The organism is Cognataquiflexum rubidum (assembly GCF_022538115.1).
Lineage (GTDB): Bacteria > Bacteroidota > Bacteroidia > Cytophagales > Cyclobacteriaceae > Cognataquiflexum > Cognataquiflexum rubidum.
Map to the genome: position 1 here is coordinate 1 of NZ_JAKZAL010000046.1, position 4,520 is coordinate 4,520.

A 4,520-nucleotide genomic window follows, 5' to 3' on the forward strand; every position below is an offset into this window, starting at 1 on the left:
TATTTCGGTCAAAAGCTTTTTGACAGACTCATCATTGCTTCAATTTATCCTTACTGGAATGATTGCGGATAATCATATTATATATAATAGAAGATAAAATTTTTCCTAAGAATGATGTTTTGTTTTTCAAATCATCAAGTATGTCTCTATTTGCATCTAAATAAAAAAAGGGTATTTCATCAAAGTAAAAACTTAACTCCTGATCATAGTTCTTAGAATACCAAAAGTCATCTTCCTCATTGTAAAAATCGCCCCATTCGTCAATGATAAATTGTTTTTTCTTATAGCTTTTTCTTAATAGGTTCTCCTCAACAACTGTTCTAAAAGCAAGTATTTGCTTACCCTCAGAATCAATAGTAATTCTATTTACAGTAAGGACAGTCGCCCATTTATCCTCGAACTCCGCTATTTGTTTTCCTTCTTCATCAACACTAATAAATAAAATATCAATTACAATTTTATTTCGAATTATGGCATCTGAATAATGAAAATCATCATCGGTTATTTGTAGAGAATTTGAAAGCGCTAATTGGAGGGACTTCAATATTGTTGTCTTTCCAGCATTGTTTGTTCCTACTAATACAGTAGTTGGTTCGAAATCAACTTCAAGATTGTCAATTCCTCTAAACCCATGAACCCTTAAACTTTTTAATTGTAATCCCATATACCTAAAATTCTAACTTCTGTAATTTCAAACTTTCCACCACCCCCTTCATCAGGACAGGGCAAAGCGGTTTGATAGTATTCTTCAATTGCTCGTTGATGCGTTTTCGGGTTTCCAAAGTGTGGTAAATGGTTACAATGGCTTCCTGTATTTTGATGTCGGGAATTGGAATTTCGATATCACAAAGACGATTCCACTCCAAACCACCTCTAACACTTGAATCGCAATAAGTCCAAGCCCTTCTGTCAAATTCAGGTCGCTGAAACCACATCATTAAAAATTCGGATAACAAAACATTTTCGTCTATTACTTCAAAAGTCATATATGCAGGTGAAACAATAGAAGCTTCTTCTTTTTGATATAGCGCAACTGGCAGGATTTCATCTCTGTTGACGTGCATTATATTTGTAGCAAATTGGCCTTTTTTAATGACTTTATATTTAGATAAATCTAATCCTGAAGAATTGGCAACTGAAGGCATAAAATACTTATTGATATTTACACCTATCAAATTTGTAATTTCTAAATTTCCATTCCTTGTATTTACCAAATGTATTAAATCCCTTAAAGGTTGGTGGTTGTGGATGTACTTTAGTTTATCCATTATCATATCACAAATCAATTGCAAATCTGCCAAACTATTTGCGTAAGCTTTTTGATTGGTGAGTAAGCCATTGTAAAGAGCAACAAATTTTCGTTGTTCGTCAATATCAGGTATTGGAATTTGTATTTCGCAAAAGCGTTCCCATTCTAAACTTGCCCTTACGCTGCTATCGCTAATAAACCACCCGTATCTGTCTGATTCGGGTCTTTGAAACCACATCATCATGTATTCTGGTAGCAGTTCATTTTTGTCATTCACTTCAATCACCAAATAAGCAGGTGAAATTATAGCAGGATTTTCTTCGGCATACAAAGCCAAACGAATAGTTTCATCTCTACCCACTTGCATAGCACTATATGCAAATTGTCCTTTCTGAATGATTTTGTATTTCGATAAATCAGTTTCAGAAGTATTGGCAACAGATGGCATAAAGTTTTTGGTAATGTTTATACCCAAAAGATTTGTAACCGCTAAATCTTTGTTGCGGTGGTCAACCAAATGAATATAATCGCCAATACGCTTATAACTCATAACCCAAGGTTTTAAAAGCGTTAATCAATTGTTCCTGCGATCGCTTTTCTTCTTCCAAAAGGGTTTTGAAATCCTTTTGAATGCGTTTCATTTCAATATCAAAATCTATTTCGCTGTCACGGTCGATAAATTCAATGTATTTACTTGGCACCAATGAAAAATCATTGTGCTTTAATTCGTCAAAGTGAGCCGAATAGCAAAATTCAGGAATGTTTTTATAGATCATTTCCCAATTAATTTGCTGCCAATTATGGTATGTAGAAGTGATTTCCTCAATATCCTTTTGGATTAACTCAACATACATTTTTTCATATTCTGTGCCCCACCTTCTTAAATCAATAAAAAGTATTTCACCTTTTCTATCCCTATAATTTCTTTCTAGATCTCCCGATTTTACCGAGCGGGCTTTTTTATTTTTGTTTAAAATCCATAGCGTAACGCTGATATCAGTGGTATAAAACATATTTCTTGGCAAAACGACAATTGCCTCTACCAAATCATTTTCGATCAACTTCCTACGGATTTTGTATTCTTCACCGCCGCCACTGAGTGCACCGTTGGCTAGAATAAAACCGGCTATGCCATTTTCCGATAGCTTCGACACCATATTCAAAATCCATCCATAATTGGCGTTACTCTTCGGCGGGACATCATAGCCTCTCCATCTTGGATCGTCTTTCAGTTCATTTTCTGCCCGCCAGTCTTTTTGGTTAAATGGAGGGTTTGCCATGATAAAATCTGCCTTCAGGTCCTTATGTTGGTCATCGGCAAAAGTATCCGCCGCTTTTTCTCCCAGATTACCACTGATACCCCGGATGGCAAGGTTCATCTTCGCAAGCTTGTAGGTGGTGTTGGTGTATTCCTGTCCGTAGATCGAAACCTCTTTTTTATTGCCGTGATGCGCTTCGATAAACTTGATAGACTGCACAAACATACCACCAGAACCACAAGCCGGGTCATAGATTATCCCTTTGTAGGGTTCGATCATCTCTGCTATCAGGTTGACAATGCTCTTGGGTGTATAAAATTCCCCTTTTCCTTTTCCTTCAGCAAGTGCAAACTTGGATAGGAAGTATTCATAGACTTTTCCTACCACATCCTGCTTGGGGTCCCTGAGCGTATCGATGTCATTGATGGTGTCTAGGAGGGAAGCAAGCTTGGTGATGTCGAGTCCCAAGCGGGAAAAGTAATTATCGGGCAAGGCACCTTTCAGTGCTTTGTTGTTTTTCTCAATGGTATGCAGAGCAGTGTCTATAAGGAGGGCAATGTCATTTTGCTTTGACTTTTTGATCAGAAAACCCCATCGGCTGTTTTCTTCCAAAAAGAAGACATTGCTCATATTGTAGAAATCGGGCATTTCTATGTACTTCTCTTTGCCCTCAGCGATCAGTTTGGTGCGGTGGTCTTCAAACTTGTCGCTGGCAAACTTCAAAAATATCAGACTCAATACGACGTGCTTGTATTCGGCAGGTTCTACGCTGCCTCTCAGTTTATTGGCAGCATCCCATAGGGTGACTTCTATGGGCTTATCCTGGATTTGCTTAGATACTTTTACTTTTCCCGTGGCTTTGTTGGCGGGATCTTCCTTTAGTTTGGGCATTATCTTTACTTATTGATCACAGATTTGTATTCTGCTAATTTAGTCGATTTAGACCGTTTAATCCTATCCCGTGATGAGGGTATTTTTACTAAAATAGGGTAGTGGCGCACTCTTTCTAATACCCTATCTCACCTTTTTTGACTCAAGACCAATTTGGATAACATCTCCATCACCTCTTATCTCTTTCTTCTTATTATTATTCCCATCCAATCTTCCCAATCCCAAACCCCATGAAATCCACTTCCAGAGTAGGAGCAAAGCCGTACCAAAGTAGGTGCAAAGTAATACCAAAGTAGTACCAAAGTAAGGGATAGTGCGAGCTTACTCCCCCATAATTGACATTAGATTCAAGATACAAGATACAAGACACGAGAAACAAGTTCCAAGAAACAAGTTCCAAGAATGCGCAGCAGATAACTTACAACAATTACACCTGTCCGCCGTGGCGGAACCAATCCACTCCTATATTCTCAATGATTCTGTGTGGTAAAAAAAACCACTTGTTTCATCTGTGCCAATCCTGTTAATCTGTGGTAAAAAACTCCCATCCCTGTTTTGGCGGAAAGCTTTCATATGAATCACCCATCAAATTAGCCAAAACCAAATCCTACTCATTTCACATTTTTTCTATAAATATGTCACCCCTTCGGGGTTTTTCAACCCGACAACAATTACAACCATTACAACAAAAAAAAGAGATCCTTCACCTCCGCAAGCTACGGTTCAGGATGACGGTCTCCAACCCGACAACCCGACATCCTGACAACGCAAAGCAGACAACCTGACAACAATGACAACCACTACAACAATTACAACCAATCCTCTCCTATGTTCTCTATGACCCTATGTGGTAAAAAATCTGTGAAAATCATTTAAATCTGTGGTTAAAAAATAACCTTCCCTGTTTTGGCGGAAAGCAACTTCCCAATCACCCATCAAATTAGCCAAAACCAAACCCAACTCATTTCACATTTTTTCTATAAATATGTCACCCCTTCGGGGTTTTTCAACCCGACAACAATTACAACCATTACAACAAAAAAAAGAGATCCTTCTCCCGTACAGCTGTCGGGATCCGCAAGCTCCGGTTCAGGATGACGGTCTCCAACCCGATAACGCGA

The 4,520-nt window shown here is 38.2% G+C and carries 2 protein-coding genes and 1 pseudogene; all 3 read right to left on the bottom strand.

All coding sequences use genetic code 11. The annotated features are described in order from the left end of the window. Nucleotides 1–121 precede the first annotated feature (121 nt). Nucleotides 122–664, bottom strand: a pseudogene (locus MMU05_RS22870) (AAA family ATPase); the annotation flags it as partial. A gap of 4 nt (nucleotides 665–668) precedes the next feature. After that, nucleotides 669–1,799 carry a restriction endonuclease subunit S gene (locus tag MMU05_RS22875; protein WP_241143980.1) on the bottom strand — a complete coding sequence of 377 codons (1,131 nt, stop codon included), beginning with the start codon at nucleotides 1,797–1,799 and terminating at the stop codon, nucleotides 669–671. After that, the gene (locus MMU05_RS22880) at nucleotides 1,789–3,399 is read right to left on the bottom strand and encodes a type I restriction-modification system subunit M (RefSeq protein WP_241143981.1); all 1,611 of its coding nucleotides are present in this window, start codon (nucleotides 3,397–3,399) and stop codon (nucleotides 1,789–1,791) included. Before MMU05_RS22880 ends, MMU05_RS22875 begins: the two co-directional genes overlap by 11 nt. Nucleotides 3,400–4,520: the final 1,121 nt, after the last annotated feature.